A 24,414-nucleotide genomic window follows, 5' to 3' on the forward strand; every position below is an offset into this window, starting at 1 on the left:
ATCCACCTCACGACCAGTATGAGGTCCGATTTCCGAATCGGGCCGCAGGTCACCCGCCGAAACGCGGGTGACCTGCTCTCAGTCGCCGCAGACCGTGGCTACGACGACAAAGCCTTCCGAGACGAACTCCGAGCGCAGGGAATTCGACCATTGATTAAGCATCGCATCTACTGGGCGCTCGATCACGCCCATAACGCCCGCATGGATAGTGATCGGTATCACCAGCGTTCGATGGCTGAAACCGTCTTCTCATCAATCAAGCGCACGCTCGGCAGCGCCGTGCGTGCGCGAAGCTGGTGGCTAGAGTTCCGCGAAATTATTCTCAAAGCTACCGTCTACAACCTTCGTCGGAGCGTGAGAAATCCGTGAAATCCACCGCCGTGTACCGAAGCTACAGAGCCCTATATTCAGCACGCCGCTTCTGACAGCATCTGGATAGGATTTTGCGGGCGTGCTGAACTCAGGGCGCAAGTCGGTCAAGAGTGCTTCACCCAGGGCATCCGAAAACACAGCCGAAGACAAGGTAGAGTAGCACGGCTCCTGCAGTAAGCGAACTACCGAGGAAGAACAGAGAAGTGCTCAAATTCGAGTTCTCTCGAAGTATGTACGGTATCGGTGACAGCAAAACGGATACAACACCTACCGCGAAGGAGCCGAAAATCAACTGATATCCAAGATTTGGATAATAGGACGTATTCATGAAGAACGAAACGAGAAGGATGAGCAAAGTCACAGGAATGAAACAAATTAGTGAGGAACGACGAGGGAGCAGGGAGTGTTTATTCTCTGCCATGATTGATACATATTTGCGGTAGCAATTAACTCATTGGCTGCAAGATACACCCTCTATATTCAGCACGCCGCTTCTGACAGTCTCCGGGGAGGTCTCTGTGGCCGTGCTGAACTTAGCGCGCAAGTCTCTCAGTAGATTCATTGTTTGATATTATGAGAATAACACGTGGCTGCTAACGAATTTGAACCACGAGTGGTTGCCGCAGGATTGCAGATTACGCTCATCGCCATTTTTCTCCTCATTGCGTCTGGCGATTTTAGTTTGCTCTTCGGAGTCAGCATTCTATTGCTCGTTGTAGGAACTGGAGCAACCATTGAGGGCATCATATGATGCATACAGCCTCTGTATTCAGCATGCAGTTCTTGTCTGTTAATGGATATTACGACAGAGTCCACGAGGATTGACGAGCGATTTGAATCGAATTTACAGCCTTTTCACTAGTTACACTCTTACCGGTGGCTACACTACTCTCGCTCAACAATGTCCATCGACCGAGAAACCTTCGAGAACACGAGCGAGGACGAACTCACAGAGATCTCCGTCCCGGACCAAGTTCTCGGGTTTCTCGTCGCACACGAGGACCGCGCGTTCGAAGCACGCGAAATTGCAGCCCAAACAGAACTCGACGAGGGCGCAGTGAGTACTGCACTGACCCGACTCAAGAGTCGCGGGCTCGTCGAACACAAGGCAACGTACTGGGCCGTGACGACCGACAACGACAGGCTCCAGTCGTACAGTGGCTACGAACGGGCGACGGCACTCTTCAACGAGCAACTCGGTCGCGAGAGCAAAGACGACTGGAAGGAACACGCCCCCGAAGAGCCACATCCGAGTCTGGAGGACGCGGAGTGACGGACGAAGAATCTCCGATTTACGAACCCGGCGACGTCGTCTACGGCGAAGACCCATTCAAAGGTGCAGAAGCCGCCCGCCCATGGCTCATCGTCTCGAATCACGAAGGACAGCCGTTCTACGGTGACCAGTACATCGCACTGACGTTGACGACGAAGACGTGGCACGACGACGTCATCGAGATTCCGGAGGCAAGCTGGATTCGTGGCGGAACTCCAGACGACAGTCGCGTCGTCCCGTGGGGAGTCCAGTCGATTGGGAGTGGAGACATCGACTACTGGCAGGGAACACTCGACGACGAATTCGTCGCCGACGCGGTTCAGTCACTCGTCGACTACCTCGGTTGACGGCCCGTCGCGAAGACCCGAGAACCACTCGGCAGCATACCTTGCGAAGCAATCTTTATACGAAAACACCGGGTTGAATGTACTTAGGTAGCCGTGAGCATGGGTCGGCTGTCACCGAGCAATCGCAAGCACGACTGGCCTCATAACCGAGTGGTCATTGGTTCAAATCCGATAGGGCCCATGAATTCTGCTGTGAACAACGTGTGTAGCGAATGCTGTACCGCTATCGGTTCGAATCCGCGAGACCCATGTGGGTGTCTCGAACGACACGACCAGTGGATTCGGTGACACGAACAGTGGCAGCAGCGACTTACTCGGTTTCGTCGTCGGGACGCTCTTCGTCGTCTCCTTCGACCAACTCCGAGAGGATGGCTCTGTGGGCTGCTCGGAGATGCTGATGGTAGGTCGGTGCCGAGATACCCAGTGACTCCGCGACGTCCTCGCCCGTACTCTCACGAGGCCACGAGTAGAACCCCGAGTGATACGCGGCCTGTACGGCCGAGCGTTGCTTGTCGGTGAGGTTCTCGTCGAAGACGTTTCTTACCTCGGGGTCGGAACGAGTGGTTTCGCGCCGGGCGGTGAACTCAGTGTTGGCGTAACGGGCGTTGATTGCGTCGACGACGGTGCGGACGTCCGACTGTGGTCCGATGGTGGTTGTGAGTCGTGTCGTCCCCTGTTCGGACACGGCGGTCGTGATCTTGGCATCCTGTTCGGCCAGCGTCCGACCGATGGACTTCCCGGTGATGCTGATCTCGAACACGCACTCGTCGTCCGAGTCTTCCGAGACGAGACGTGCTCCGTTCACGGCGTCCATCCGGTCGAACACCGCGCGTACGTCGTCTACAGCGCCGGTTTCGACTGTGACGTAGTAGACGAAGTCGCCGTCCCGATTACGAACGGTATCGTTGAGACGGACAGTACAGTCGAGCTCCGCCGATACGGTGTTGAAGAAGAACGTCGGGTCGGCGCTCGAGAACTCCAGTTCGACGACGGTGTCTGCGAAGAGTCGCTGTTTCGTCTCGACGCCGTTTATCGCGTGTCCGATGACCTCGCCGAGTCGTCTGACGACGGTTCGTTCCTGGGTGTGACAGGGGTTCGTCCGTGTCGTATAGAGGGTCAACACACCGTACGATGTCTCTTCGTACCCGATCGGAACCATCACCGCCGACCGGTCGCCGTGGTCTCGGGCTTGTGTCAGCCACGCGGCCGACTCGTCGCTCTCGTCGCTCTCGTCGATTTCTCGAACGACCTGTACCGCACCCGTTCGAATCGCTCGCATCGCCGCTTCCGATTCGAGTGCCGTTACGGTGTGAGAGTCTTCGAACGTTCCGTGCTTGGTGACGCTCGCTCGCAGTGTCCCCGTCCCGTCTTCGGGAGCGACTTCGCCGATAGAGGCGGCGGTGTAGAGGTCGGACCCGACGAGTGCCTCACAGACTGCTCGTTCGATTCCCTCGCGGTCGCCCCGCGCTATCAACGTCTGTGTGATGTCTTGGACGAGAGTGCTGAGGTCGTTCAGCGTTCGCAGGCGCTCGTTCGACCGTTCGAGTCGTGCAGCCGTCTCTTCGAGTTGTCCTTCGGTCCGCTTGCGCTCCGTGATGTCGGTGAGCGCTCCCGAGAACCGAACCGGCTCACCGTCGTCGTACTCGACTTCGCCTCGGGCGAGTACCCACCGAATCGCTCCTTCGCTATTGTAGACGCGGTACTCCGTCTCGAACTCGTTACCGGTGTCGAGTGCCCGTTGGATGGCAGTCGCTGTCCGGTCACGGTCGTCTTCGTGGATGGACTGCAGAAACGTCTCGAGGGAGATTCCTTCTTGAGCCAACTCCGGTTCGATGCCGAAGAGGTCCGCCAGCGCGGCGTCCCCCACTACGTCGTTCTCGGTGACGTCCCACACCCACGTTCCGACCGACCCGACGGTCATCGCGGCTTCGAGTCGTTCTTCGGTCTCCCGGAGCGCCTGCTCTCGCTGTTTGCGTTCGCTGACGTCGTAGTAGAGTTCGAGTCGACCGCCAGCGTACTCGCCGGACTGAATCGGCTGACTCCGGTGTTCGAGAAAGCGTTCGGCACGGCCCGATTTCGGGAGGACGCGAACTTCGAACTCGTCGTCGGCCGACGTGTCGTCCTCGCTCGCGGCGGCGACGCCTTCGGCGAACGCCGCCGGGTCGGCGACCTGCGGTTTGAGTGATTCGTCGACCAGTTCGTCCATACTACGGCCCTCGACCGGCGTCTCTTCGAGTCCGAAGTACCGTTCCGTCGTCCGGTTGGTCCACGCGACTCTGCCCGACGAGTCGACGATGAAGACCCCGACGTCGGACTCGCCGAAGACGTCTTCGACGACCGACCGGTAGTAGTCGACCAACTCTCGTTGCCGCTTCTGTTCTGTAACGTCTCTGACCGTGCAGATGAGCCCGTCGTCTGCCGTCTTCGACAGCGAGTGCTGTTCGTCGAACGTCGTCCCGTCTGCGCGTAAGCCGGTGGTCTCACCCGACCAGTAACCGCCTTCGTCGACGGACGGCAGAATCTCGTCGGCGACGCGGTCGACTTCGTCGTCTGGATAGATCGCTCGCCAGTGTAGTCCGAGCATCTCCTCTGGGTCGTACGCGTAGAGGTCGGCGTACGCTTGGTTGACGTACTCGAACGTACCGTCCTCGTCGAGCAGTGCGATACCTTCCTGTGTCGTCTCTAGTGCGTGATAGATGCGGTGGAGTTTCTCGTGTCGACCACTTTCCTGACCGTCGACGACCGAGCGGATTCGATGGACGAGAAGTGCCGTCTCGTCGCTGTGTGAGAGGTGAACGACGTCTGCAGCACCCGCCGAGAGTGCTTCGTCCGCGAGTCCCTCTCGTATCTCGTCGGTCACGAGGACGAACGGCAGTCCTGGATACTCGCGACTGACGTCGGCGAGCACGCCCAACCCGTCGCCCTCTGAGAGTCGATACTCGCTGACGAGACAGTCGACGTCGAGTTCGCCGAGACGGTCGAGTACCTCGTCGGAACCGACTGTGTAGACGTCGAGTCGGTCCGACGCCCCGAGTGCCGACGGAATCTCCTGTTCGCTCGCTTCGTCGGTGACGAACAGGACTCGAACCAAGGTGTGTTCGTTGTCCGCTCGACTCCCCTCGACAGAGCCTGAGTGGTCCCGTAACTCCTGTTCGTCGGCCATATCACCACACACCTACGGAGACATATAAGTCTTCGAGACGGGTACAGTCGTTTCCGTGTCTCGTCGTCGAGATAGACGGTCGAATCGACGTCGGACGAGAACTCACCACTCCCGGCCAGTCACCTCGCAGCGACGTCTCTCGTGGTCGAAGGGTATCGAAGAAAACGAAAGTAGTGATGCGTCGCCGTGTGGCGACGAAAGAACTGCTAGTTACTGACGGACGACGTTCGTCGCGCGCGGGCCCTTCGGGGCCTGTTCGATGTCGAATTCGACCTCGGTCCCCTCGGTGAGGTCCTCGCCGCCAACGTCTTCCATGTGGAAGAACACGTCGTCGTCTGCGTCGTCAGTCGAGATGAAACCGTAGCCGCCTGTGTCGTTGAAGAAATCAACCTTACCGTTTGCCATTGCAACTATACACAGACCGACGGCACGGTTAAGGGTTCTGTATTCGTCCGCGAATTCCATATTTTAGTTTACAAATGAGGTCACAAACGACTTATGAGTGCTTATTTGTCTATTTCTTTGGTTCTGTTCGACTTTGGTGCCTAGTTCGAAACAACGACTCCGTACTTCCGTGGTATCGGCAGTTCATCCTTCGTGTAACTCGTGAACACGCCTCTCTGTCCGTATCGAAATCACGGCACACGGACGCCCCAGAAGAACGCGATTCCGAGGACGGTGACGACCGAGAGCAACAACTGCAGCGGTGCGCCGACGCGGAGGAAGTCCGAGAACGTGTACCCACCCGGCCCGTAGACGAAGAGGTTCGTCTGGTAGCCGACGGGCGTCATGAACGCCGTCGAGGCGGCGAAGGTCACGGCTAAGACGAACGCGAACGCGTTCGCGCCGATGGACTGTGCGGCACTCGCCGCGACGGGAATCATCAACACGACGCTCGCGTTGTTGCTGATGACGCTTGTCAAGAGACCAGTCGCCATGTAGAAGACCCACAGCACGCCGATGGCTGGGAGGACCGTCGACGTGGCGGCGACGGCGTCTCCGAGGAGCGACGCGGCCCCGGTCTCTTGGAGCGCCGTCCCGAGTGGGATGACTCCTGCGAGGAGGAAGATAACGTTCCACTCGACAGATTTGTAGAGTTCGTTCGGTTTGAGGACGCCGGTCCCAATCATCGCCACCACACCGGCGAGTGAGGAGACGACGATAGGATAGATGTTCAGTGCCGGAAGTGCGATGACGCCGGCGATGATTGCGACGGCGAACGGAATCTTCTCGGTCCGGTAGTCCACGTCGTCGAACTCGTGGGCGACGATGAAGTCCTCGTTCTGTACGAGGCGAGTGAGACTGTCTGGTGGTGCCTGAACGAGCACCGTGTCACCGACGCGAATCCGGATGTCTTCGAACCTGTCTCGGACGACTTCGCCACGGGTCCGGAAGGCGAGAACGTTCGCGTCGTAGCGCTGACGGAACGTCGAACTGGCGAGCGTCTCGCCGACGAGAAAGGACCCCGACGGGATGACGACTTCGACGAGTACCGGTTCTTCCTCGTCCGGATGGAGGTCAGTTTCCGACTGAGGCCCGCCGAGGAAGGTGAGTCCCTCGGCGTCCATGATCTGTTCGAGCGTCTGTCGGTTCGTCCGTACCCGGAGCGTATCGTTCTCGTGAATCTCTTTCCGTGCAAGCGGTTCGGAGAAGCGCTCACCGTACCGAATCAGCTGTAACACGTCGATGTCGAGGGTGTCGTCTCCTAACGCCTCGCCGACCGTCTGGCCGATGAGCGACGAACTCGCCGGGACGACGACGTCGGCGAGATACTCCTGCAGGGCGTACTCTTCGACCAAGTCGTCCTCGACGGGGACGCGTTCGGGGAGCAGGCGCACGCCTACAGTCATGAGGTAGAGCGCACCGACCACGAAGACGATGACACCGAGTTGGGTGAACTCGAACATCCCGAACGCGTGCAACCCGAGTTCGGGCGACTCTTCGCCGAGTTGGGCGGAGATGTCGCTGGCGAGGATGTTCGTGGACGTGCCGATGAGCGTGAGCATCCCGCCGAACATCGACGCGAACGAGAGCGGCATCAGCAGTTTCGACGGCGACGTCTTCCCCTCGTGGGCGAGGTCAGCAATCACGGGGACGAGAATCGCGACGACCGGCGTGTTGTTGATGACGCCCGAGATAGGGCCGGTGATGCCGATGGTCGCCGCAAGCTGTTTCCGGCGGTCGGTCCCCGCGAACGCGGCCATCTTCTTCCCGAGTTTCTGGACGATTCCGGTTCGATTGATGCCCGTACTCAGGATGAGCATGGCGAGGACGGTTATCGTCGCAGGACTGGCGAACCCCGAGATTCCCTCACGAGGGGTGATCTGGGTCCACGGTTCGAGTACCATCAGGAGAACCATCACCAGGATTGCAGTGACGTCGATGGGGAGCCACTCGGTCGCAAACAAGACGAGTGCGAGGAGAATGAGCGCGAAGACGACGAGCATGTCCACTGTTACCGACGTCGATGCCACACCCTGTACTGTCAGGGTGGGCACGAAGAAAGACATACCCGAAGGATAGCCCCAACGAGTGAAAAGCGCTGGTATCTGGGCCCCAGTCGTCTACTGAGTGACACCGGACGAACACAAGCGCCTCCCTATCTACTCAGTCCTCTTCGTACGTTATCGTCAACGTTCCCGAAGCAGAATGCGCCGCCGCATCTCGGAGGGCTCGGAACTCGTCGAGCACTCGGTTCGCGTCGTCTGTTCCATCTCGGACCTGTTGTGACTCTTCTCGTATGGTGTCGTACACCCGGTCTAAGAGCCGTCTCACGGCGTCCGAATCCGTCTGCGAGTCGATTTCGAAGGTCGCTACGTGTCGTCGCATACGGTTGATTCGGTCTCCACCGGGATAACACAGCACACGTCAGAGACGGCTCTCTGTTCGTCTACTTCGTCTGGGCTGTCGAGCACTGATGCGTCTCAACGACTATCTGACCGAAGAAAACGCAAGTACGCTACGTCGCCGTGTGGCGACGAAATAACGCTATTAGTTGCGAACGACGTTCGTCGCGCGCGGGCCCTTGGGAGCCTGTTCGATGTCGAACTCGATCTCGGTTCCCTCGGTGAGGTCCTCGCCGCCAACGTCTTCCATGTGGAAGAACACGTCGTCGTCTGCGTCGTCCGTCGAGATGAAACCGTAGCCGCCTGTGTCGTTGAAGAAATCAACTTTACCGTTTGCCATTACAGATAGATACAGACTGACCACACGGTTAAGGGTTCTGAATCTGTCCGGAAATGCCCCGGATTAGTTGACAAAAGCCTTTGTAGATGGGTACTCGGTGGTCATTTGTCTATCACGTCGGTTCTGGACGGAGACCGTGCTCGGTTCGGAACAACGACCCCGTACTTCCGTGGTATCGGCAGTTCTGACCGCAAGTCGGTCACGACGCGGCCGGTCGGTTTACTCGAATCGACACTCTCGACGCCGTCGGCTACACGGACTGACAGATGCCTCGCCGGACAAACCGCCGAAACTCGCCGAACAGTTCCACGTCACTACACGAGACGCGAACCCGTACTGTGACTTTATGCTCCCCACACTCGACACAGTAGTCGGTGGAGTAGTGTGACATTTTACGGCGGTAACGAACTGGCGGCAGTGTACGAAGACGCCCTCGGCGACGGGTTCGGCCTGATTGCGAGTAACATCGCCGAACCCAACACGATGATGGGTTTGATGGAGGGGGCGGCGCGCGTCGACTCCGACCTCCTCTTGCAACTCAGCAACGGTGCGTGTACGTTCGCTGGCAACGGCGACCCGATAGCGGGGCTGAAAGCGATGGGGACGTACATCGACCTCATCGCCGCACAGTACGACGTCGGCGTCTTTCTCAACATGGACCATCAGACGGACCTCGACCGCATCCAACAACAAGTCGAGTTAGATATTCCCTCCTCGATTATGATCGACGCCTCGCACGAACCGTTCGAGGAGAACGTCGAACGGAGTCGCCGCGTCGTCGAGATGGTCGAAGAGCGTGGCGCGGATATCCTCGTCGAGGCCGAACTGGGCAAGATCAAAGGTGTCGAAGACGAAATCGTCGCCGACGAAGCGTTCTACACGGACCCCGAGCAGGCCGTCGAGTTCGTCGACCGGACGGGGTGTGACCTCTTGGCCATCTCCGTCGGAACGCAACACGGCGTCGCGAAAGGGAAGAATCTGGAACTTCGTCCCGACTTGGCCGCGGACATCCGAACGGCGCTCCACGACCACGGACTCGACGTTCCGCTCGTCCTCCACGGGTCGTCGGGCGTCCAACCCGACCAACTCCAGTCGATGTTGCGACGGGGCGTCTGCAAGGTGAACAAAGACACACACTACCAGTACGAGTACACCCGAACCGCCTTCGACTTCTACCGCGAACGCACCGACGACATCGTCCCACCGGACAGCGTCGACGACGACCGTGAGACGTTCTTCAACGACGTCGAGTGGGCACCGAACAAAGACACCTTCGACCCACGCGTCACCGGGCAACGGATTCGCGACCGAATCGCCGACGTCTACGCGGACCTCGCAGAGAGCGCCGGGAGCGCCGGCCGCAGTCGATACATCTAGTCGGTCTGCGTCCGGACGACGGACTCGTGTTCGCTCGTGTCTCCGTGGCTCGACACCGACCGATGGCCGACTTCGCTCCGATGGTTGGGATCACAGCGGATGCACCAACGACGTTTTGACCGCTGTTCCCGTCGACTCGCTCCCACCTGACTCGACAGAGCGGAGTTCGAGGCGGTGGTGAGTTTCGTCTTCTACAAGCGATGGGCCAGTTCGATTTGGAATCTTGTTTGAAGGGCGTTCACAACTCCGCTTCCAAAGCCACAACCGCATTAGAGATGCCGTCCGTAGTCTACGACGGGTCAACACTCATGGACCGCTGGGAATACGCGCTCCTGACTGGAATCGCACTGACCGTCGTCGGGGTTGGCGTCCTGACGACGAACCAACCGCTCGGGAGGTTCTTCGTCGAGAGTGTGACGACGGCGGCGACGACGACGGTGACGATGGCGTGGATTACGTGGTGGGCGCTCGTCGTCGGATTCGCCATCGCGGGCGGCGTGGAAGCGTGGGTCAACTCCGACGACATCGCCGACCTGATGGAGGGCAATGGCGCGAAAGCAATCGGCGCGGGGACGTTCTTCGGATTCGTCTCCTCGTCGTGTTCCTACAGTGCCATCGCGACGTCGAAGAACCTGTTCAAGAAGGGTGCGTCCGCCGCCGCCGCACTCGGTGCGTTCATGTTCGCGTCGACGAACCTCGTCATCGAAATCGGCGCGGTCATCTGGATTCTTCTCGGGTGGCAGTTCTTGCTCGCCGACTTCGTCGGCGGTCTGCTCCTCATCGGCCTCATGGCAGTCGCGTTCGTCTTCGTCGTTCCCGACGAGATTGTCGAAGAGGCGCGACAGAACGCGCTCGAAGACGGCGAACCGACCGCCCGAGACCCCGTCTGTGGGATGGAGGTCAACCCCGAGGAGACCGACTACAGCGTCAACCACGACGGGACGACCTACTACTTCTGTTCGGAGTCCTGTAAGGAGAGCTTCGACCCCGAAGAGGCGAACACGACCGTCCGAGAGCAGGCGACGTCGCTCTCCGGGTGGAAAGCGCTCGCAGACAAACAGTGGAAAGAGTGGGGGATGCTGTGGGACGAAATCGCTATCGGCTTCGTCTTCGCCGGACTCATCGCAGGGTTCATCCCCCAGAGCGTGTGGACGAGTCTCTTCTCGAACGGCAGTTCGGGTGCACCCGTGTTCGTCGTCTGGACGGCTATCCTCGGGGCACTCGTCGGCATCGCGACTTTCGTCTGCTCGGTCGGTAACGTGCCGTTCGGCACCGTTCTCTGGACGAAGGGCCTCCCGTTCGGGTCGGTCCTCTCCTACATCTACGCCGACCTCATCGTCCCGCCGATTATGGACGCCTATCGCGAGTACTACGGAACGACGTTCGCAGCACTGCTCTCGGTGATGATCTTCGTCGCGAGCGTCGTCGTCGGCGTCGCTGTTCACTTCCTGTTCTACGGACTCGGGTTGATTCCGGACCCGTCGACGGCACAGGTGGCCGAACTCCAAATCGAGATGAACTACAAACTCGTGTTGAACGTGTTGGCGACGGCGTTCTTCCTCGTCCTCTTCTGGCTTCACCGGACCGAGTCAATCGGGTCCGCTGGCGGAGACGAGATGGCGCACTCGGCCGACTGAGCATCGTTCGCCGGCGCTCGTCGAGGTGGTCTCCCGCCGTTCGCTGGGGTCCACCCTCGTTGCTTCGCGCAGTCTACCCACTGTGGTTCGAGCAACTCGATAGCTGTCGACAGAACGGAGGTGTGGGACGTCCTCACAACGGTACTCGCGACAGTGGGTGGTTCGTTCTCTGTCTTCAGCGCTCGTCACGCTGGAGACGGGTCTCACGTCGGTCGAACTCCTCCTCGTTGATGTCGCCACGGGCGAACGCCGCGCGGAGTTCGTCCATCGCGGGGTCCGTACTGGCCCCGCCACCCGTCAGCGTCTGGTACGCGAGGTAGCCGACGCCGACGACGAGGGCGACCAACAGCAGTTGGCTGACGAGGCCGACGGCGAACAGCCATCCCGGTGCGTTCGTGCCGTACATCCAGCCCATCATCGGGCCGCGGTACCCCATCATCCCACCACCCATGAACAGTGTGGGGAGAACGACGAGTACGCCGAGTGCGACCAACGCGAGGACGACGAGGCGATTCGTAGTTGTCGTGGTTGCCATGGTTACTCACCTTCCGGAAGCGTCGAACCGAGACGCCTCCTCAGGTAGAGATACGCTCGGCTCGGTTAACCCCATTTTCCTTCCGAATACGAGCGTCTCAGCGGCTGGAACCTCCGAAGACGAAGCTCTCCGCTGCCGCCACCGTAGAACCGAAAGCACACCGTACTCTCACGTTTACTCCGCGTGTCGCTTGAAGAAGAACTGCCGGAGACGCTCCTCGTGGTCGCGTTCGGCGAGATGCGCCTCTACGTACCGAATCTGGGCGTCGAGTTCGGGCACGAGTCGATGTCGAATCGTGTTCACGCGGAGGTTCGTCAGCCAAATCTCGTCGACGAGTTGTTTCAATGCGCCTTCCATCTCTGCCAACGGGACGACTCGTTCGAGCAGTCGTTCGTGTGTCTCGGCTACCTCGTCGATGGCCGCACTCGTGCCCAAGACGCCGTAGCCCCGATAGTCAAGCGGTGTCTCGATAGCTCGACTCAGAATCATCGGGACTTCGACGCCGTGAATGCGAAGTTCGGCGAAGCACACCTCCGGCGTCGTCGTCCGTGTCCACGCAGCGGTCCGAAGCGCGATTCCGCCTTCACGTTCCAGTGCACGCGTGCGAGTGGTGACGGCGTTCGCAAACGATTCCGACACGTCCGCGTAGTGTGTCTCGTATCGGCCCAAAAGGTCTAGCAAGTCGAAGATGAGTGCATCCCGCTTCAGTTCGAGGACGTGCTGTCCCTTCTGGGCCACGCGGAGTTCCGCTTCGAGACGGAGCCGTTCGTGTTGGGTCGGTATCGGGTACGTCGTCATGTCGGTGCGAAGACGTGGTGATACGTTGGCCACCGAACACGATAGTCTCAACCCTACGCTCTGGTGGTTTCGACACTCTCTCCGGAGAGAGTGAGTCGGGCAGTAGCGAGGGTCATAGCCACCCCTGACGGGAGAAGTACACGCCAGACGTGAACGCGACGAGCGCCATGGCCAGCAAGACTGCGGGATAGCCGTAGACCCACGTGAGTTCGGGCATGTTGTACGGACTCCCCCTGAAGTTCATCCCGTAGAGTCCGGTGATGACTGTGAGCGGCAGGAGAATCGTCGCGACGGCGGTCAGTCGCTTCATCACTTCGTTCGTCGACATCGACAGCGCGTTCAGGTAGATGTCGCGTGCACCGGTCGCTAGTTCACGATACGTCTCGGTCAACTCGACGAGTTGAATCAGGTTCTCGTAGACGTCTCTAAAGTACTTCTCCGACTCCGGTCGGACGTTGGGAGAGTCCCCACGAGCGAGTGAACTGGCGGCCTCTCGGCCGGGAATCAGCAACTTTCGGATGCTGAGCAGTTCGCGTCGGACGTTGTTGATGTCCGCTAAGACCGACGTGTCGAGCGTCGTGATGACTGCGTCCTCGATGCGCTCTATCTGGACCTCTATCTGGTCGAGAATCTCGAAGTAGTCGTCGACCAGTCCGTCGATGATTCGGTAGACGACGAAGTCTGCACCCCTGTCGAGTAGGTTCTGTTTGGGGTGGAGGGCCGTCTCCCACATCTCGTCGATGGAGTCGACTCGCCCCGGCGAGAGGCTCACGACCCAATCCGTCCCGAAGAACAGACCGACGGGGCCCTCTGTCACCTCCTCGGCGAACGACGTCTCGCCGCTCGCCAACCGCGCGGCCTTCATGAGGATGAACGTGTACTCGTCGAACTCGTGGACGGTGGCCCGGACGTTCGCCATCGTGTCGTCCGTCGAGAGTCCGTGAATCCCGAACACCGTTTCGAGTTGCCGTACCGCGTCGTCGGTCGCGTGTTCGATGCGGATCCATGCTGTTCCCGGTCGCTCTCTCGCTTCCTGTATGCTCTCGACGACCTGTGGCCCGTCTGCAGTGTATACGACCGCCCGTATCACCACCGAATCAACCTCCACATACCGGACTAGAGGCCGCCTAACTACTTGTGCAGTGTCACGACGGTCTCACTCCGACTTCGGAGCCATCGCGGCCAACCGTCGACGTTCGTCGCGGAGAATGCGCTCCCACACGCCGAACAGCGCACTGTCCAGACCGTAGGCGTCGTCGATGTCGCGTACCCACACGTCGTCGGCGAAGAGCAGTTCCTGAAACCGTCGGACGTCTTCGGAGAGACCCTCGCGTCGACCGGTGTAGTAGTCGACTGTCTCTCTACGCGTCCGTTCAACGAGCGACCGGGGAACGTCGATACCCGACTCGCGGGCGACGTAGTCGTACCACTCCAGATGGAGCAGTGCGTCGGCGAAGACGAACTGGTCGACGAAGCCGTCGACGTGGGCCAACGCCGACCGGCCGTCGACGTAGACGTCTCGCGGGCGACTGAAGCGCGGCACCGAGACGTGGTCGAGTCCAGTGGCGTACTCGCGGGCGACGCGCCGGAGGCGGTAGTCCGCAGCCTGCACGAACGGTGCGAGTGCGAGTTCGTACCACAGCGGCATCCACTCGCAGAACGGGTCCGAGAAGACGGCGTCGGCGAGGAGGTCTGCGGCGACGGAACGGGCCAGTTCGGGTCGCAAAGCGGTGTCGCCGTCGCGCATCGCGTTCGTCGCCTCTCGAAAGTCCGCCTCGAACGTCCCCGTCTCGAACCCCATCCCCTCCGAGACGGTGAGGACGTACTCGGCACCGACGCGGTACCAGTCGGCGAAATCCGCGGGCGAGTCGAGTCGGAGCAGCGAGATGACTGTCACGCGTGGGTGTTCCGACCGGAGGGAGGAAGCAGTGTCGCCCGCGTCGGTTCGCCGCTCGCCTCAGTCGTCGGTGTTCGTCCCAGTTTTCGGGTCGCTCCCGAGCGTCGTCGCCCTCGACGGTTGGGGTGTCAGCGGTTCGCCGCGCAGAAGGTTTCCGAAGACGATGTTGGCGAACTGCGCGAGCAAGACAGCCGCGAGTGGCCCCAAAAAGAGACCGTACCAGCCGAACAGCGCCGTCCCGAGGACGTACGAGAAGAGGACGAGTCCCCGGTGGAGCGTCTGTCCCGAGATGATCGGTCGCAGGACAGCCTGCGGGAGGAAATCGAGGACGACGAACGAGACGACGACGAACGCGACGGGGAACCAGAGTACGCCGGTCGCGTCCGACCGGACGGTTTGCAGTCCCAACCACCCCGCCACGGGGAGATAGACCACTTTCCCGACGACGAGCGGAATGAACGTCGCCAGTCCGGTCAGGACGGCGAGGAGCGTGGGGAAAGGCACCGAAAGCGGGTCGGGGGCGATGTAGGCGAAGCCGTTGTAGACGACGATGGAGGTGAGCGTGACGAGCAGGACGGTCAGGACGTTACCGAAGTAGACGGTTTCGAGGTCCTGGTCGACCGCAGAGAGGAAGGCGTAAATCGCGGTGTGTTCGCTCCCGACTTCCGCGCTGAACCACTGTTCGAGGCGGTCGCCGTCTCGAAAGAGGAAGAACGCGAACGTCAACGCGAGTGTGAGATGGAGGAGTCCGGTGGCGACGGTTCCGAACGTCGCGAGGACGGTGTCGAGACCGCTCTGTAGTTGCGAGACGTTCCCCAGTTGGTTGACGAACTGCATGGGTTGTTCGAGCACCGTCCCGAGCGACTGCGAGTTCCCCGGGAGTCGCTTGAGGACTAACTGGACCATGTTCTGGCCCGCGACCGAACTGAACTCTTGAAAGGCGACGAACCCGGTGTATCCGAGGAGTGCGAGGACGGGGACGACGAGACAGAGTATCGTCAGTGTCGCCGCGAGTCCGTCCGAGAAGCGACGTTCGAGACGGACGTGCATCGGGCGTGCCCCGTAGTAGATGAACAGTCCGAGAACGAACGTGCCGACGAACGAGTACAGAAAGAGTCCGAGTGTCGCGAAGAGCGCCAGCGCGATGACCCACCAACCGATACGTCTCCGCTCGATATCGAACGGCAGGTACTCGTCCATGGCGGGGACGACGCGCGCGGTTTCCTTTTAGCTACTGCCCGATTCGTCGGACGCTCTCGATGTTGCCCGGGAGTCTCCGAAAGCGTCCGATGTGTTTGGAGTGCCTGGTGTCGTTGGGGAACCAACCCGTGCCCGGAGTCGCTGAAGGGGCCGAAGCGTCAGACTGCGGGGTGTCCCGCCGTCAGAGGGACTGACTTAGGCCAATCCCTCTCAGTCCCACGTGACCCACGCGAGGAACGTGAGACCGACGGCCTCGAGGACGTGGAGTGCCAGCATCGCCTGCCACGCGACGGCCGGAACGGCCGTCCTGAACCACACCGAGAGCGTCGGGTCCAGTTGGTAGTAGTAGAGCGCGGCGGCGTTTTCGGCCAGCAGGAACGTCGCGAAGACGAACAGTCCGAGGACGTGTTTCGACCGCATCGCGGCGTAGTTGCGTCCCCAGAGGATGGCGAGCGACGCCAAGATGAGGACGTTCACCGCGGTGGCCAGTCGAGCCACGTCGACCCAGAGGTTCATCTATACTGCCTACTCGACGATGAACTGCCCGGCAATCTCCGTGACCTCTTCCATGCTCTTCGCCTCGTCGACGCCCATCGGGAACGGTGACTCGACGTTGAGTTCGTTCAGGAAGGCGGCGTGGCGAGCCTCGACGCTGTGGATGCCGAGTGCGGCCGCGAAGATGTCGTCGTTGGCGACGGAGGGAGCGGCACCGGCGTAGGCGGCGACACCGGTGTTCTCCAGCGCCTTCGCGACACCGAGGTAGTCCGACGCCGTCTCGTAGCCGAAGTCGTACTCGGCCTCCTCGACGGGCGTTCCGCCCAACTGCTCGACGGTCTGCGTGAGCGCTTTCACGTGCGCGGCCTCGTGTTCGCCGACCATCTCGAGGTGGCCAGGCACCTTCATCTTCAGGCCGTCGTCGTAGTCCGCGAGCACCTTCGCGTTCATCAGTTCGTCCTCGGAGAACTCCGCCAGTCCGTCGCGGTAGAAGGCGTTCTCGAGGTGTTCGAGCGTCAGCGCGTAGTTCAGGATGTCGACGTCGGTCGTGCCGTCGTCCTTCTTCCGACCGAGTTTCGGCACCTCCATCTCGTCGCTGCGGGTGATGGCACCCGCATCGACGTCGGAGGTGATGAACTGCCCCGCGATTTCGAGAATCTCCTCGACGGACTTCGCCTCGTCGACGGCCTTCGGGAACGGTGACTCGTCGTTGACGAGGTTGAGGAAACTCGCGTGGCGGGCCTCGACACTGTGGATTCCTGCGGCGGCCGCGAGGATGTCGGTGTCGACTACAGAGGGCGCGGCCCCGGCGTAGGCGGCGACGCCGGTGTTCTCCAGTGCCATCCCCGTCGCGAGGAACTCCGTCGGCGTCTCGTAGCCGAAGTCGTACTCGGCCTCCTCGACGGGCGTTCCGCCCAACTGCTCGACGGTCTGCGTGAGCGCCTTCACGTGCGCGGCCTCGTGTTCGCCGACCACTTTCAGATACTCGGGAACGTCCATGCGGACCGCCTCGCCGAACTTCGAGAGCACGTTCGCGCCCATCAGTTCGTCGTCCGAGAACGTTTTCAGACCGTCGCGGTAGAAGGCGTTCTCGAGGTGTTCGAGCGTCAGCGCGTAGTTCAAGATGGGGACGTCGGGGTTCGTCTCCGCCATCGGCGTCTCGGTCGGTTCGTCGGTCATCTCCGGCGTCATCGTCGGCGTCTCGGTTGGTTCCTCAGTCGTCGTCGCCGAGCCACCACTGTCGCCGCCCATACAGCCAGCGAGGGCCGTCCCGCCGACGACTGCCATCGCACTCAATAGCTTTCGTCGCGACGTGGGGCGGATACCGCTCGCTGCGCGTTGGGTGGTCGGGTGCTGTTCGGGTCGGTGGGTGTCGGTGTTCTTGCGAGCCATTGGGCTTCGACTGGAGCGAAGTCGTATCAGTTAATGAAGAATTTCCGAACTCCGACCTGAGTGGCTCCGAGGTGTCTCCGAGGTCTGTCCGGAGACTCACCCAAATCTTACCCAATTTAATCAGACTGTCTGATTTTCCTACTAGTTCTGCACGTCGGCTATCTGTCGAGGGCGTCGTCGAATCCCCACTCTTCGGCCCGCTGTTCGGCTTCTTCGCGGGCCTGTTCGCGAATCGCGGCGATCTTCTCCTCGTCGTCGAGGAACGCTTCGAGTGCACTCTTGTCGTTCTGTGACTGCTCCTCGCGGTCGTCGGGAGCGAGCACACGGGTTCGCTCCGCCAACTCGCTGTCGGCAGCGAGTTCCTCGGCGGGCATCTCCGGCGAGACACGGAGTTCGGGCGTGTCGTGGGCGTCGCTGAGCGCGTCGCTCGACAGTTCGTACAGTTCGACCTTGTACGGGCCGGGGACGGCCAAGTCACCGAGTGCCTCGGCACCGCCACGGTCCGTCGCACCGTCGTACGCGAGGACGGGGACCCCACCCTCGAACGTCAACACGGCGCGGCGGTCGCCGCCGAGGAGGAGCGTGTCCTGCGGGCGGAACACCGCGTACCCAGTCAGTCGGCGGTCGAGTGCGGCCGAGAGCGCCGCTCCGGGGTCGGAGACGACGCGCGAGCGGACGAGGTCACCCTCGGGAAGCCTCATGGCGTCTCGGGGACGACGGCGCTCCGGAAGCGTGCCGCGACGTCGTCTTCGTCGCCGTCGCGGACGTCGATGGCAGCGGCCGCCTCCCGGTAGGACGCCGCGGCGACCGAGTCGGGAGCGTGTGCGAGCAGTGGCTCTCCGGCCCGGCGGGCCGCCCGGACGACGTCGCTGTCTGGCACCGTCGTCAGCGTCTCGCCGCCGAAGTAGCGCTCGGCTTGGTCGGCGACGCGGTCGATTCGCTCGTCGTCGTGGACTTTGTTGAACAGCACGCCCGCCGTCTCGGTGCCGTAGGACTGCGCGTACTCCTGGACCTTCAGGCCGTCCGAGAGGGAGGGAATCGTCGGCTGGAGGACCACGACGACCCGGTCGGCCAAGACGACTGGAAGCACGGCACTCTTCGACCCGAGTGCCGCCGGCGAGTCCAAGAGGACGACGTCCGTGTCGGCGGCGAGGTCGGCGACGACGTCTCGGAGGCGTCCGGGGTCTGCGGCTTCGAAGGCGGCGAGACTCGTCCCACACGGAACGACGGACATCCCGAAGCGGTCGTACACTGCCTCGTCGACCCTCGTCCCAGTCTCCTCGACGAGCAGGTCGTGCAGCGTCACCTCGACGTCGTCGAGACCGGCGTGAAAGAGGAGGTTCGCCATCCCCGTGTCGGCGTCGATGACCGTCACGTCGTGGTCGGCCGCGAGCGCCATCCCCAGCGCGAGCGTACTCGTCGTCTTTCCAGTCCCACCCTTGCCACTCGCGACTGCGAACGCCTCCACCATAGTCCGTGGTTGCTGGCTAATGTGGTTTAAAACTTGGGTGAGAGTACCGAAACAATCGGTGCTGCTGCCCGAAGGGCTAACTCGCCCACGGCTGTAGAGTCTGTATGACCGTCGAGAGTTCAGCGAAACTCGACACCCCCGAGTCGTCGCCAGCGCGCAAACTCGCCGCCGTCGCCGCCGCGGTGATGGTCGTCGTCGCGTTCGCCGTCGGCTTCCGCCGTGACGACGAACCGGACCTCGAACCACCGTTCTGACTCGGTCTCGTTTTCCACCGTCGCAGACAACCGGCAAGATACGTGCTAGCAGTCGCCACAACGCTTTCGTGCTATCCCTCCTGAGCATCAGAAGATGACGGAGACGAACGGAACGACTGCGACGACGCACGTCGTTCGAATCTGTACGGGGACGGACTCGCTCGACCGGACCCGGTCGCTCGCCACTGTCGCCCGCGACGAGGCGACGACGGCGACGGTGCTGGAGGTCGGACCGGCCGGCGTCGGTGACCTCGCGCCGCTGGTCCTCACGACGCACGACGGCGTGACGGCGTTCCACGCCGACCCCACTGCCGACGACGTTCGAGCGCTGGTTCGAGCGGTCGAGGACGGCGACGTGTCGACCGACGCGGCACACGCGGTCGTCGACCACGACCCGGACAGCGGAACGCTTCCGCTTCCGGAGAACGGCCCCCTCGCCGTCGGACGGCGGCGGGTACTCGCTCGCGCGGGGTGGACCGTTCCCGGCGAGCAACTGGACGAGCGACTGGCGACCGACGTCGTCCGCGACGACGCCGACGGGGCGGACGACCTGATTCGACGCGTCGGTCTGCTCGGTCGCGGCCGCGGCGACGGAAGTACGGACGTGCCCGTAATCGAGGAGTGGGACCGCGCCCGCGAGACGGTCGAGTCCGAGGGGCAAGACCCCGTCCTCGTGGTCAACGCCAACGAGAGTGACGACCGAAACCGGACGGACAGCACGCTCCTCGAAGCGGACCCGGCCGCTGTCGTCGACGGCGCCCTCGCCGTGGCCGACCTACTGGCCGTCGAAGACGTCGTCGTCTACTGTAACGAAGCGGACTACCTCGCGCGCGACCGAGTTCGAGCGGCCGTCGACACCGTCTGTGAACACGTCGACCCGCCGAAACGCCCGCAGGTCGTCGCCGGCCCGGACAGGTACATCGCCGGTGAGATGACGATGGCGCTGGAAGCGATGGAGGGTAACGACCGACTGGAGGCGAGACTCCGCCCCCCGACGCCGGCCCAGCACGGTCTCTACGGTCGGCCGACCGTGATCCACACCCCGCGGACGATAGCACAGATACGCGAACTACTCCTCGACTCCGACGCCTTCGACGCCGGCGACGCCGACCCGGGGACGCGACTGCTGACCGTCTCTGGCGACGTGGACGCACCCGCGACGGTCGAACTCTCGACTGGCGGGTCGCTGGAGGCGATTCGCGAGGCAGTGACGCTCGACGGGTCGTTCAAGATGGCCTGCGTCGGCGGGCAGTTCGGCGGCCTCACTCGGTCGCTCGACTACGCGCCGAGCGCATCCGGTCTCTCGGGTGCGGGACTCGGCACGGAAGGCGCGGTCGAACTGCTCGCCGACTCGCGGTGTGCCGTCGCCACCGCGGGCAAGCGTGCCCGGTTCGCCGAGGAGGAGAACTGCGGGCGCTGTGTCCCCTGTCGGGAAGGTTCAGTCCAACTGACGGACCTGCTTCGAGACGTCTATCAGGGCGAGTACAAAGACGGGATGCTCCGAGAACTGACTCGAACCATGCGGACCACCAGCACCTGCGACTTCGGACGGAGCGCGGCCCGCCCGGTCAGTACGGCGATGGACCGCTTCGAGACGGAGTTCCACGCCCACGCTGAAGGGCGCTGTCCCAGCGGCGAGTGCAAGACGAAACGACACGCCGAACGCGAACGAGGAGAAGTGACGACATGAGCACAGACGACCCATCAGGCGAGCGAGAATCGGCACCCGCCCCGGCGATGCCGGGGATTCCAGATTTGGAGGACCCCCGACCCAGCACGCCGCTGACGGAGGACTTCAACACCGGGACGGCGAACGACCCCGAGACGGGGACGCGCGGCGAGGAGATGACACACCTCACCATCGACGGTCAGTCTATCGCCGTCCCACCGGGGTCGACGGTCATCGAGGCGATGGAAGCGGTCGATACCGACGAAGAGGTGCCGGCGCTCTGCTACTACGACCGTGGAACAGAACAGTCAGAGAACGTCGGCCCGCGCAGCGAGTGTCGGACCTGCATGGTCGAGACGGAGGAGTACGGACTCGTCCCCTCCTGTAGCTTCCCGGCCGAGGACGACCTGACCGTCCGCACCGCCGCCGAGGACGCCGCCGAGGCCCGCGACGTCAACCTCGATTTGGTGCTCTCGAACCACAACCTCCGGTGTACGACCTGCGGACAGAACGGTCGCTGTGAGTTGCAAGACACCTCCATCGAACACGGCGTCGAGGAACCGAGATACGGCGTCTTCGAGGACCGCGACGAGTACGAACCGCTCGACGACACCTCCTCGGTCATCCAGATAGACCGCAACAAGTGTATCCTCTGTAACCGCTGTGTCGAGGCCTGCAACGACGTGCAGGTCGAAGGCGTCCTCAGAATCGAGGGACAGGGGTCGGACACGCGAATCGGCTTCCAGTCCGACGTCGACACGATGCAGGAGTCGACCTGTGTCTCGTGTGGCCACTGTGCGACGGTCTGTCCGACCGGGTCGCTGGTCGAGCAGGGACTCGTCGACAGCGCGACTATCCCGCTGCCGGGGTTCAACCAGAAGAACTCCATCGGGAAGGTCATCGAGGGTGACCGCGCCCAGAAGGCCGACGAGTCGAGTGCGCCGAACCGCGGCGTCTCGTCGGCGTCGTCGGCCGAAGACGACGAGGTGGACGTCTCCGAGACGTCCGGCGTCGCACGCTTCATGGCGAAGGCCAAACAGCAGGCGACGGACACGGGTAAACAACTCACCGACGAGGCGCTGAAACAGGCCGAACACGCCGGCGAGAAGTTCGCCTCGGAGGCGTTCACCATCGGGCAACTGTTCGACGTCGCCGAGGTCATCAGCGACGCGCGACTGGGCCGAATCACGAAGGCCGAGACGACCTGTAACTACTGTGCGGTCGGGTGTCGGTTCGAACTGTACGGGAAAGACGGCGACGTACTCGGCGTCCGCCCGGCGGACCCCGAGGCGACGCCGGCCAACGACTTCTCGACGTGTGTGAAAGGGAAGTTCGGCTACGACTTCGTCGACAGCGACGACCGGTTGACCACGCCGTTGATTCGAGAGGGTGACGAGTTCCGCGAAGCCAGTTGGGAGGAGGCGTACGACCGAATCTACGAAGAGTTGAGCGAAATCCAGCGCGAACACGGCGACGATTCGGTCGCCGTCACCTCCTCCTCGAAGTGCACGAACGAGGAGAACTTCCTGAACCAGAAGTTCGCTCGGCAGGTGTTGCACACCCCGCACGTCGACAACTGTGCGCGCCTCTGTCACTCTTCGACGGTGACGGGGCTGAAGCAGACGGTCGGATTCGGGGCGATGACCAACCGCATCAACGAGGATATCGGCGAGACGGACTGCTATCTCATCACCGGGTCGAACACCACCGAGGGCCATCCGGTGCTCGCCACGCGCATCAAGCAGAACGTCCGCGACGGTGCGGACCTGTTCGTCTTCGAACCGCGCGAAATCGGCATGGCAGAGCACGCCACGCAGTACACGCGGACGAAACCCGGCGAGGACATCGCGTGGCTCAACGGGATGGTTCGCCACATCATCGAGGAGGACCTCCACGACACCGAGTTCATCGAGGAACGGACGAAGCACTTCGACGATGTCAAAGAGAAGGTCGAACCGTTCACGCCCGAGAAGGTAGAGGAACTCTCCGGCGTCTCGCCCGAGGAGTTGAAGAACGCCGCCGAGACGATTGCGAAAGCCGACACCTGTATCTTCGGATGGGCGATGGGGATGACCCAACACGCCCACGGAACACGCAACGTCCTCGCCATCACGAATCTCGCGCTCGTCACCGGCAACTTAGGAAAGCCCGGCGCGGGTCTCTCGCCGTTCCGCGGGCAGAACAACGTGCAGGGCGGCGGCGGCGACATGGGACCGGCCCCGCACAACCTACCGGGGTATCAGGACCCCACCGACGACGAGGTGGCCGACAAGTTCGAGCGAGTCTGGGGCGAGCGCCCACCACAGGAGACGGGTCTCCGACTTCCCGAACAGTACGAGGCGATGACCGACGGGGAGATTCGAGGGATGTTCATCATGGGCGAGAACCCGGTGCTCTCGGAGCCAGACATCCGAGAGGCCGAACACGCGATTCAGGAACTCGACTTCCTCGCGGTGCAGGACATCTTCCTGACCGAGACGGCGGAGTTCGCCGACGTGGTGCTTCCAGCGGCCTCGGCGGCTGAGAAGTACGGCACGTTCACTAACACCGAACGTCGCGTCCAGATGGTCAGACCAGCAGTCGAACCGCCGGGTGAGGCAAAGACGGACCTACGTATCCTCTGTGACCTCGCCCAGCGGTTCGGCTACGACTGGGACTACACCTCGCCGGCCGACGTGATGGACGAGATTTCCCAACTCGTCCCCATCTACGGCGGCATCACCTACGACCGCTTGGAGTCGACGCCGGAGGGGCTTCAGTGGCCCTGCGAGGAGGAGGACGACCCGGGGACGCCGTTCCTCTACGAAGAGGAGTTCAACTTCGACGACGGCCTCGCCCGATTCGTCCCCGCCGACTACGCGGGGCCGGTGGAGATGCCCGACGAGGAGTTCCCGCTGATGCTCACGTCGGGTCGCGTGCTCTACCACTGGCACACCGGGACGATGACGCGCCGGACGCAGGTATCGATGGACCACGTCCCCGAGAGTTTCGTCACCATCCACCCGGAGATGGCCGAGCAGTTGGGTGTGAAAGACGACGAGTACGTGCGAGTCACCTCCCGTCGCGGCGACATCGTCGTCAAGGCGGACGTCCACGAGATGTCCGACCCCGGCGTCGTCTTCATCCCGATGCACTTCGCGCAGGGAGCCATCAACGAACTCACGCAGCACGAACTCGACCCGGACTCCTACATCCCCGAGTACAAGGTGACGAGCGTCCGCATCGAACCGGTCGGCCCGGACCCGGACGTCGACCCACTGCCGGTCGAACCGCCGACGGGTGAAGTCGAAGGCCGACCCGACGAAGGGACCGCCGACGACTGAGCACCGACCACGAACAGAGGCTACT

The 24,414-nt window shown here is 62.0% G+C and carries 22 protein-coding genes; 8 read left to right on the forward strand and 14 right to left on the reverse strand.

Features of this window, described 5'->3' with window-relative positions; genetic code table 11:
* From BM083_RS08270 to BM083_RS08280, 3 genes are all read left to right on the forward strand, one after another.
* On the forward strand, positions 1–369 hold a 369-nt coding region (locus BM083_RS08270), incomplete at its 5' end, for a transposase (protein WP_143085704.1).
* Between the two features lie 904 nt (positions 370–1,273).
* Positions 1,274–1,645, forward strand: coding sequence for a MarR family transcriptional regulator (locus BM083_RS08275; protein WP_089868463.1), 372 nt, complete (start codon positions 1,274–1,276; stop codon positions 1,643–1,645).
* Positions 1,642–1,992, forward strand: a complete 351-nt coding sequence (locus BM083_RS08280; protein WP_089868465.1) for a type II toxin-antitoxin system PemK/MazF family toxin — start codon at positions 1,642–1,644, stop codon at positions 1,990–1,992. The genes BM083_RS08275 and BM083_RS08280 overlap by 4 nt, the downstream gene beginning before the upstream one ends.
* Before the next feature lie 310 nt (positions 1,993–2,302).
* Here the strand turns inward: BM083_RS08280 and BM083_RS08285 are convergent, their stop codons facing one another.
* The 5 genes from BM083_RS08285 to BM083_RS08305 form a co-directional block, all read right to left on the reverse strand.
* Positions 2,303–5,155 (reverse strand): bacterio-opsin activator domain-containing protein, encoded by a 2,853-nt coding sequence (locus BM083_RS08285; RefSeq protein ID WP_089868467.1) that lies wholly within the window; start codon positions 5,153–5,155, stop codon positions 2,303–2,305.
* Between the two features lie 210 nt (positions 5,156–5,365).
* Entirely contained in the window at positions 5,366–5,560 is a 195-nt protein-coding gene (locus BM083_RS08290; protein ID WP_009374772.1) for a cold-shock protein, read from the reverse strand.
* Between the two features lie 230 nt (positions 5,561–5,790).
* The gene (locus BM083_RS08295) at positions 5,791–7,602 is read right to left on the reverse strand and encodes an SLC13 family permease (protein ID WP_089870038.1); all 1,812 of its coding nucleotides are present in this window, start codon (positions 7,600–7,602) and stop codon (positions 5,791–5,793) included.
* A gap of 160 nt (positions 7,603–7,762) precedes the next feature.
* Positions 7,763–7,984, reverse strand: a complete 222-nt coding sequence (locus tag BM083_RS08300; RefSeq protein WP_089868468.1) for a hypothetical protein — start codon at positions 7,982–7,984, stop codon at positions 7,763–7,765.
* Between the two features lie 162 nt (positions 7,985–8,146).
* Positions 8,147–8,341, reverse strand: a complete 195-nt coding sequence (locus BM083_RS08305) for a cold-shock protein (RefSeq protein WP_009374765.1) — start codon at positions 8,339–8,341, stop codon at positions 8,147–8,149.
* A gap of 384 nt (positions 8,342–8,725) precedes the next feature.
* Here BM083_RS08305 and fba point away from each other — a divergent pair, with 384 nt between their 5' ends.
* Together fba and BM083_RS08315 are read left to right on the forward strand one after the other, a co-directional pair.
* Positions 8,726–9,718 (forward strand): class II fructose-bisphosphate aldolase, encoded by a 993-nt coding sequence (gene fba, locus BM083_RS08310; protein ID WP_089868470.1) that lies wholly within the window; start codon positions 8,726–8,728, stop codon positions 9,716–9,718.
* A gap of 308 nt (positions 9,719–10,026) precedes the next feature.
* Positions 10,027–11,355 carry a permease gene (locus tag BM083_RS08315; RefSeq protein ID WP_089870039.1) on the forward strand — a complete coding sequence of 443 codons (1,329 nt, stop codon included), beginning with the start codon at positions 10,027–10,029 and terminating at the stop codon, positions 11,353–11,355.
* Between the two features lie 175 nt (positions 11,356–11,530).
* Here BM083_RS08315 and BM083_RS08320 read toward each other — a convergent pair whose 3' ends face one another.
* The 9 genes from BM083_RS08320 to BM083_RS08360 form a co-directional block, all read right to left on the reverse strand.
* Positions 11,531–11,890 (reverse strand): SHOCT domain-containing protein, encoded by a 360-nt coding sequence (locus BM083_RS08320; protein ID WP_089868472.1) that lies wholly within the window; start codon positions 11,888–11,890, stop codon positions 11,531–11,533.
* A gap of 174 nt (positions 11,891–12,064) precedes the next feature.
* A complete protein-coding gene (locus tag BM083_RS08325) occupies positions 12,065–12,688 on the reverse strand; it encodes a V-type ATP synthase subunit D (protein WP_089868474.1) in 624 nt (207 codons plus the stop codon).
* 112 nt (positions 12,689–12,800) lie between these two features.
* Positions 12,801–13,778 carry a magnesium/cobalt transporter CorA gene (gene corA / locus BM083_RS08330; RefSeq protein ID WP_177197584.1) on the reverse strand — a complete coding sequence of 326 codons (978 nt, stop codon included), beginning with the start codon at positions 13,776–13,778 and terminating at the stop codon, positions 12,801–12,803.
* 66 nt (positions 13,779–13,844) lie between these two features.
* Positions 13,845–14,585: a DUF8116 family protein gene (locus BM083_RS08335; protein ID WP_089868478.1), complete on the reverse strand. Its 741-nt coding sequence runs from the start codon at positions 14,583–14,585 to the stop codon at positions 13,845–13,847.
* A gap of 60 nt (positions 14,586–14,645) precedes the next feature.
* Positions 14,646–15,785, reverse strand: coding sequence for an AI-2E family transporter (locus tag BM083_RS08340; protein WP_089868479.1), 1,140 nt, complete (start codon positions 15,783–15,785; stop codon positions 14,646–14,648).
* Between the two features lie 210 nt (positions 15,786–15,995).
* A complete protein-coding gene (locus BM083_RS08345) occupies positions 15,996–16,301 on the reverse strand; it encodes a DUF8036 family membrane protein (RefSeq protein ID WP_089868481.1) in 306 nt (101 codons plus the stop codon).
* 9 nt (positions 16,302–16,310) lie between these two features.
* The gene (locus BM083_RS08350) at positions 16,311–17,672 is read right to left on the reverse strand and encodes a ferritin-like domain-containing protein (protein ID WP_089868483.1); all 1,362 of its coding nucleotides are present in this window, start codon (positions 17,670–17,672) and stop codon (positions 16,311–16,313) included.
* A 158-nt stretch (positions 17,673–17,830) separates the two neighbouring features.
* Positions 17,831–18,373: a DUF8054 family protein gene (locus BM083_RS08355; protein ID WP_089868485.1), complete on the reverse strand. Its 543-nt coding sequence runs from the start codon at positions 18,371–18,373 to the stop codon at positions 17,831–17,833.
* A complete protein-coding gene (locus BM083_RS08360; RefSeq protein WP_089868487.1) occupies positions 18,370–19,143 on the reverse strand; it encodes a nucleotide-binding protein in 774 nt (257 codons plus the stop codon). Before BM083_RS08360 ends, BM083_RS08355 begins: the two co-directional genes overlap by 4 nt.
* 104 nt (positions 19,144–19,247) lie before the next feature.
* Here BM083_RS08360 and BM083_RS23240 point away from each other — a divergent pair, with 104 nt between their 5' ends.
* From BM083_RS23240 to fdhF, 3 genes are all read left to right on the forward strand, one after another.
* The gene (locus BM083_RS23240; RefSeq protein ID WP_009366652.1) at positions 19,248–19,397 is read left to right on the forward strand and encodes a hypothetical protein; all 150 of its coding nucleotides are present in this window, start codon (positions 19,248–19,250) and stop codon (positions 19,395–19,397) included.
* 94 nt (positions 19,398–19,491) lie between these two features.
* A complete protein-coding gene (locus tag BM083_RS08365; protein ID WP_089868490.1) occupies positions 19,492–21,087 on the forward strand; it encodes an NADH-ubiquinone oxidoreductase-F iron-sulfur binding region domain-containing protein in 1,596 nt (531 codons plus the stop codon).
* Positions 21,084–24,389: a formate dehydrogenase subunit alpha gene (gene fdhF / locus BM083_RS08370; RefSeq protein ID WP_089868492.1), complete on the forward strand. Its 3,306-nt coding sequence runs from the start codon at positions 21,084–21,086 to the stop codon at positions 24,387–24,389. Before BM083_RS08365 ends, fdhF begins: the two co-directional genes overlap by 4 nt.
* The last annotated feature ends 25 nt before the right edge of the window (positions 24,390–24,414 follow it).

Origin of the sequence: Halogranum rubrum (genome assembly GCF_900114455.1) — an archaeon.
Lineage (GTDB): Archaea > Halobacteriota > Halobacteria > Halobacteriales > Haloferacaceae > Halogranum > Halogranum rubrum.

Bases quoted from the DNA above. Each gene is read 5' to 3' on its own strand.
- BM083_RS08320 (WP_089868472.1), bottom strand. From the start codon at position 11,890: ATGGCAACCACGACAACTACGAATCGCCTCGTCGTCCTCGCGTTGGTC.
- BM083_RS08300 (WP_089868468.1), bottom strand. From the start codon at position 7,984: ATGCGACGACACGTAGCGACCTTCGAAATCGACTCGCAGACGGATTCG.
- BM083_RS08285 (WP_089868467.1), bottom strand. From the start codon at position 5,155: ATGGCCGACGAACAGGAGTTACGGGACCACTCAGGCTCTGTCGAGGGG.
- BM083_RS08360 (WP_089868487.1), bottom strand. From the start codon at position 19,143: ATGGTGGAGGCGTTCGCAGTCGCGAGTGGCAAGGGTGGGACTGGAAAG.
- BM083_RS08340 (WP_089868479.1), bottom strand. From the start codon at position 15,785: ATGGACGAGTACCTGCCGTTCGATATCGAGCGGAGACGTATCGGTTGG.
- BM083_RS08365 (WP_089868490.1), top strand. From the start codon at position 19,492: ATGACGGAGACGAACGGAACGACTGCGACGACGCACGTCGTTCGAATC.
- BM083_RS08350 (WP_089868483.1), bottom strand. From the start codon at position 17,672: ATGGCTCGCAAGAACACCGACACCCACCGACCCGAACAGCACCCGACC.
- BM083_RS08275 (WP_089868463.1), top strand. From the start codon at position 1,274: ATGTCCATCGACCGAGAAACCTTCGAGAACACGAGCGAGGACGAACTC.
- fdhF (WP_089868492.1), top strand. From the start codon at position 21,084: ATGAGCACAGACGACCCATCAGGCGAGCGAGAATCGGCACCCGCCCCG.
- BM083_RS08295 (WP_089870038.1), bottom strand. From the start codon at position 7,602: ATGCTCGTCGTCTTCGCGCTCATTCTCCTCGCACTCGTCTTGTTTGCG.
- BM083_RS08305 (WP_009374765.1), bottom strand. From the start codon at position 8,341: ATGGCAAACGGTAAAGTTGATTTCTTCAACGACACAGGCGGCTACGGT.
- BM083_RS08345 (WP_089868481.1), bottom strand. From the start codon at position 16,301: ATGAACCTCTGGGTCGACGTGGCTCGACTGGCCACCGCGGTGAACGTC.
- BM083_RS23240 (WP_009366652.1), top strand. From the start codon at position 19,248: ATGACCGTCGAGAGTTCAGCGAAACTCGACACCCCCGAGTCGTCGCCA.
- BM083_RS08325 (WP_089868474.1), bottom strand. From the start codon at position 12,688: ATGACGACGTACCCGATACCGACCCAACACGAACGGCTCCGTCTCGAA.
- BM083_RS08315 (WP_089870039.1), top strand. From the start codon at position 10,027: ATGGACCGCTGGGAATACGCGCTCCTGACTGGAATCGCACTGACCGTC.
- BM083_RS08355 (WP_089868485.1), bottom strand. From the start codon at position 18,373: ATGAGGCTTCCCGAGGGTGACCTCGTCCGCTCGCGCGTCGTCTCCGAC.
- BM083_RS08290 (WP_009374772.1), bottom strand. From the start codon at position 5,560: ATGGCAAACGGTAAGGTTGATTTCTTCAACGACACAGGCGGCTACGGT.